Annotated in this window: 6 protein-coding genes, 1 tRNA gene and 1 rRNA gene; all 8 read left to right on the top strand. The window is 44.6% G+C overall.

Annotation, left to right across the window (positions count from 1 at the left end; all coding sequences use genetic code 11):
- Nucleotides 1–220, top strand: a 23S ribosomal RNA gene (locus tag H6A32_RS15495); the annotation flags it as partial.
- Between the two features lie 115 nt (nucleotides 221–335).
- Nucleotides 336–406, top strand: a tRNA-Trp gene (locus tag H6A32_RS15490).
- A gap of 442 nt (nucleotides 407–848) precedes the next feature.
- The gene (locus H6A32_RS15485) at nucleotides 849–1,016 is read left to right on the top strand and encodes a hypothetical protein (protein ID WP_204864786.1); all 168 of its coding nucleotides are present in this window, start codon (nucleotides 849–851) and stop codon (nucleotides 1,014–1,016) included.
- Nucleotides 1,009–1,404 (top strand): IS66 family insertion sequence element accessory protein TnpB, encoded by a 396-nt coding sequence (gene tnpB / locus H6A32_RS15480; RefSeq protein ID WP_204864785.1) that lies wholly within the window; start codon nucleotides 1,009–1,011, stop codon nucleotides 1,402–1,404. Before H6A32_RS15485 ends, tnpB begins: the two co-directional genes overlap by 8 nt.
- A gap of 103 nt (nucleotides 1,405–1,507) precedes the next feature.
- Nucleotides 1,508–1,651: a hypothetical protein gene (locus tag H6A32_RS16570; protein WP_243424962.1), complete on the top strand. Its 144-nt coding sequence runs from the start codon at nucleotides 1,508–1,510 to the stop codon at nucleotides 1,649–1,651.
- A 30-nt stretch (nucleotides 1,652–1,681) separates the two neighbouring features.
- Nucleotides 1,682–3,178, top strand: a complete 1,497-nt coding sequence (gene tnpC, locus H6A32_RS15475) for an IS66 family transposase (RefSeq protein ID WP_243424961.1) — start codon at nucleotides 1,682–1,684, stop codon at nucleotides 3,176–3,178.
- Between the two features lie 249 nt (nucleotides 3,179–3,427).
- Nucleotides 3,428–4,051 carry a DUF6088 family protein gene (locus tag H6A32_RS15470; protein WP_204864784.1) on the top strand — a complete coding sequence of 208 codons (624 nt, stop codon included), beginning with the start codon at nucleotides 3,428–3,430 and terminating at the stop codon, nucleotides 4,049–4,051.
- Nucleotides 4,038–4,571 carry a nucleotidyl transferase AbiEii/AbiGii toxin family protein gene (locus H6A32_RS15465; RefSeq protein WP_204864783.1) on the top strand — a complete coding sequence of 178 codons (534 nt, stop codon included), beginning with the start codon at nucleotides 4,038–4,040 and terminating at the stop codon, nucleotides 4,569–4,571. Before H6A32_RS15470 ends, H6A32_RS15465 begins: the two co-directional genes overlap by 14 nt.
- Nucleotides 4,572–4,636 lie beyond the last annotated feature (65 nt).

Genomic DNA, 4,636 nt, shown 5'->3' with positions numbered 1-4,636 from the left:
GGCCGCTGGTGTACCTGTTGCACTACCAAGTGCATGGCAGGGTAGCCAAGCCGGGAAGGGATAAACGCTGAAGGCATCTAAGCGTGAAGCCCCCCTCAAGATGAGATATCCCATGCGAAAGCAGTAAGACCCCTTGAAGACGACGAGGTAGATAGGGCAGAGGTGGAAGTGTGGCAACACATGGAGCTGACTGTTACTAATAGGTCGAGGGCATAACCAAGGAATGGTGGATAGGAAAAGCAGGATGACAGAAACGTGGACTTATATGTGGTTTTGAAGGTACACAAAAAGAAACACCTGAAAAGGTGTGTTTCTTTGTATTTGAAATAGAATATAGGGGATTGGTCAAATGGTATGACAGGAGTCTCCAAAACTCTTAGCGGGAGTTCGATTCTCTCATCCCCTGCTGAAAAACCGCCGAATTTCGGCGGTTTTTTCATGTCTAAAATTAAAATAGAACACAAGGTAGAACACAATATAAACATGTCCTTATGTTAGAACTATAATTGTTTTAACTTCACCACTATACATCCCCGCAAAAAGCAATTACAAAGGCAAGAAGATGAATTACAAGTGTAGAAATATTCCCTGAAAAAAGCGGAATATTACCTAAGATCGCATAGCCGAGCATCCAGCTTGTCTCGACTGTGTTTGGACGAAAGCATCAGGACAAACCTCCGGGTATATACTTGAGAACTTATTGTTTCTTCAATCCTTTCTATATTCAGCCTATAATAATAGACAAGAAAGGAGAGTGTGGTCAGCAGAATAAGATCCCCCAGTCTACTTTGGGCTATTGGATCCGAAAGATTCAGTCAGAAGCACCAGGAAAAGAACCTGCATCTGATATGGTGTTCACAAAGCTGCCTTCGGAACAAGAGCTGCAGTTGAACTCTAGGACAGGAAATCATTCTGTTACGATCCTTCTTCCGGAAAATATCCGGATTGAAATTGGCGCTGACTGCTCAGCCAGGATACTGACTACGCTCTTGCAGGCGTTGAAGAACTATGCTTGATTTCTCTGGAAGCACAACCGTCTATCTGGCGTGTGGAGTGATCGATCTCCGTAAAAGCTATACCGGTTTGGCCGCAATTATCAAACTGAAATTCCATCTCGATCCGTACTCCCGCTGTATGTTCGCGTTCTGCAATCGCAGACGCACATTGATCAAGATTCTCCAGTGGGACGGCTCCGGATTCTGGATCCTGATGAAACGTCTGGAGCGGAATGCCTTCCATTGGCCGGACACACCGGATGAACTGCGGAAAGTGACTCTCAAAGAGATCCACTGGCTGTGCGATGGATTATCCCTGAATCCCAGCGGCGCTTTTGAAGAACGCCACCCAAAGATCGTAGTCTGCTCCCGATTCCTGTCAATTCGCAAAAAGCCGAAAATTTCTTGATTTTACGCAGATTTTCCTCTACTCCTGAAGGCGGTTTCCAATAGAAAGCAGATCCTTTTATGGTAAACTGTCAATAGAGATTTTAGAAAGATGAGGCTGTGCGATGGATCCGGTTTTTACAGAAGAACAACTGAACAGGATGGACAGGGAGGACATGCTCTCTTTGCTGAAGATTATGCAGGAGCATCGTCAAAAGCAGGAAGAAACGCTGCAGAAGCAGGAATCAAGGATCCAGATCCTGGAATAGAAAACAAAGGAACTGGAATTCCTGAACGCAATGCTCTCTGACCGCCTTACTCTTGCTCAGAGGAAACGCTTTGGCACATCCAGTGAAAAATATGCGGACGGGTATATCCAGCTGAATCTTTTTAACGAGGCAGAGCGGGAAGCAGACCTGAATGCCCCGGAACCGGACCTGGCAGAGATCCATCCGTCTTCTTACAAAAGAAAAAAACGTTCCGGAAAAAAGGAAGAAGACCTTTCCTCCTTTGAGACAACCGAAGTGATCGAGTACAAGCTGACGGGAGACGACCGTTACTGCCCGGACTGCAATACGAAATATAAGGTTGTCACAAAGGAAAGAGTCAAAAGACTGAAATTCATTCCCGCGAGGTTTGAAGTTGTGGAGGAAGTGATTTTTGTGTACAGCTGTCCGAAATGCGGGGCTATGAAACGGCCGGAAAAAGCGCCGTCACTCCTGAAAGAAAGTGCTGCAACCCCGTCCCTTGTTGCAGGCATCATGAATGCCAAGTATGTAAACGGGATGCCGCTTGCGCGTCAGGAACGGGAATTCGCCCGGTACGACCTGAATCTTTCCACAAAGACCATGGCGAACTGGATCATCCAATGTGCAGACCGGTATCTGCAGCCGCTCTATGATCTGATGAAAGAAGAGCTGCTCCGGAGTAACTATTTGCACGGAGACGAAACCAGAATGCAGGTGATCGATGAGCCGGATCAGAAGGGTTCCACCCAGAACTGGATGTGGGTCTATCTCACGGATGAATACAGCGGCTCTCCGCGGATGGTCCTCTTCCAATACGAAAGAACCCGTGCCGGATATCATCCGGCGGAATTCCTTGGAGATCAGTTTGAGGGATCTTTCACCTGCGATGGTTATCAGGCATACCACAATCTCCCGGAAAGGATCACTGTGACGGGATGCATGGCCCATGCGAGACGCAGATTCGATGAAGCCCTGACGGCCTTGAAAAAGGATTTCACCAAAGAACAGTTGAAGGAGACAACCGCATATCAGGCACTGGCACGGATCGGGATGCTCTATAAGATTGAAGAGATGATCCGTGACAAGACGCCGGAAGAACGGTATGAAGAGCGTCAAAAGCAGGCGAAGCCGCTTTTAGAGGCTTTCTTTGGGTGGCTTCATACACTGGAGGATTCCGTAGACCGGTCTTCATTGATCGGCGAAGCTGTCCTGCATACCCTGAACCAGAAAGTTTATCTGAGGAGATATCTGGAAGACGGACACTTAAGCATTGATAATCTGGCGGCAGAACGGCCGCTGAAAAACTTTGCGACAGGGCGTCGAAACTGGCTGTTTGCCAAGAGTATCCGGGGAGCACAGGCCAGCGCAACCGTATACAGCATTACGGAAACAGCGATGTTGAACGGTCTGAAACCCTACAATTATCTCACCTATGTGATGGAGCAGATGAAAGATCTTGGTCCGTTCCCGGAAAAGGAAGCGATGTTGGAACTGCTTCCATGGTCCACCAGCCTGCCGGCTGAATGCCACAGCAAACTGAAAAAATAAGAGACAAATATTCCCCTCGAAAGTGCCGGGGGGATTTCTTATTTTGTCAAGGTACGGATGATTACCTACTTACTTTTAAATGGCACTTTGAATTTCTTAAAACTGTGTTTAATAGGACAATATGTCCTGTTAAACAGTGATGTAGATGGAAACAATATGAATAAATCAGATGAGATTGACAAAGAAAATAATTTCAAGTATACTAACGATAAGTAAATTAATAATTTACTTATCGAAAGGAAAACGATTATGTTATACGAATATTTGAAAGAAAATTATATTCCAGGAGAACCTATTTTTGCCGGAGATATTGATATCTCAGGGATGGCAGAAGAAAATCTTAGATATCATTTAAAAAAACTTGCTGATAGTGGATCCATATGCCGATTTGAGCCGGGAGTATACTATTTCCCTAAAACGGATATTTTCGGTGAGCGGATGTCTATGACTCCGGATACAGTAGCTGTTCATAAGTATATCATGCGCAGGGGAAAGCGGGTGGGCTACTATTCCGGCTATACATTGGCAAACCGCATGGGATTATCCACACAGATTCCATTTACGCAGGAGATAAACAGCAATTTTGCTCCGGCATTGGTAAGGAAAATAACGATTAAAAACAGGCAATACCTTATCAGAAGACCAGTGGTGGAGGTGACGAAAGAAAATGCGCCGGTGCTGCAGTTTCTGGATTGTCTGAAGGATATTGAAAAATGCACAGAGATGGAGCCGGAAAAATGCGGAAGGATTTTGACAGAATATGCCAGAAAAAATGCTATTACAAAGAAAAAAATCGACAGGTTTATTGCAAATTATCCGATTAAGATATATAAAGCAATATATGAAACGGAGGTGGAGTATGTATCTTCATAAGGATAGAGAAATGTTTAAGGATATGGTGGAACAGACTGCTGAGCAAAGTGGAAGAACACCTATAGTAGTAGAAAAAGATTACTATGTTACACTGATCCTGAAATTATTGTCAGAGCAGCTTGATCTGTGTGTTTTCAAAGGAGGGACGTCTTTATCCAAAGGATATCATTTAATCAATCGTTTTTCAGAAGATATTGATATTACTTTCAAAGAGCATATAGGAGAGAGTAGAAGGAAAAAACTTAAGAATGTTGTTTTAAAAGGAATAAGCGAAGAACTGGAAATGCCGATTGCAAACTGGAATGAAACCCAGAGCGACAGGGACTATAACGCTTATTTCTTTTCATATACTTCTGTATTTGAACTGGAAGATGAAAGACTGCCGCAGTATATAAAACTGGAAACTGCATTGGGGTCGTATGCATTTCCGACACAGTCGGTAGAGATACATAATTATATTGGGGATTATCTTGTTGGACGGCGAATTGAGGGAGACGCAAACAACAGATTATTTTTCTAAGCATCGGAGAAGTGACTGCGCAGTCCGGGAGCTGACTGCGCGATAAAACCGATCATCCGGCACGT

The sequence above is a fragment of the Drancourtella massiliensis genome (assembly GCF_016900655.1).
Taxonomy (GTDB): domain Bacteria; phylum Bacillota; class Clostridia; order Lachnospirales; family Lachnospiraceae; genus Sellimonas; species Sellimonas catena.
The sequence above is the reverse complement of the archived record's forward strand: the minus strand, read 5'-3'. Positions and strand labels throughout refer to the sequence as shown.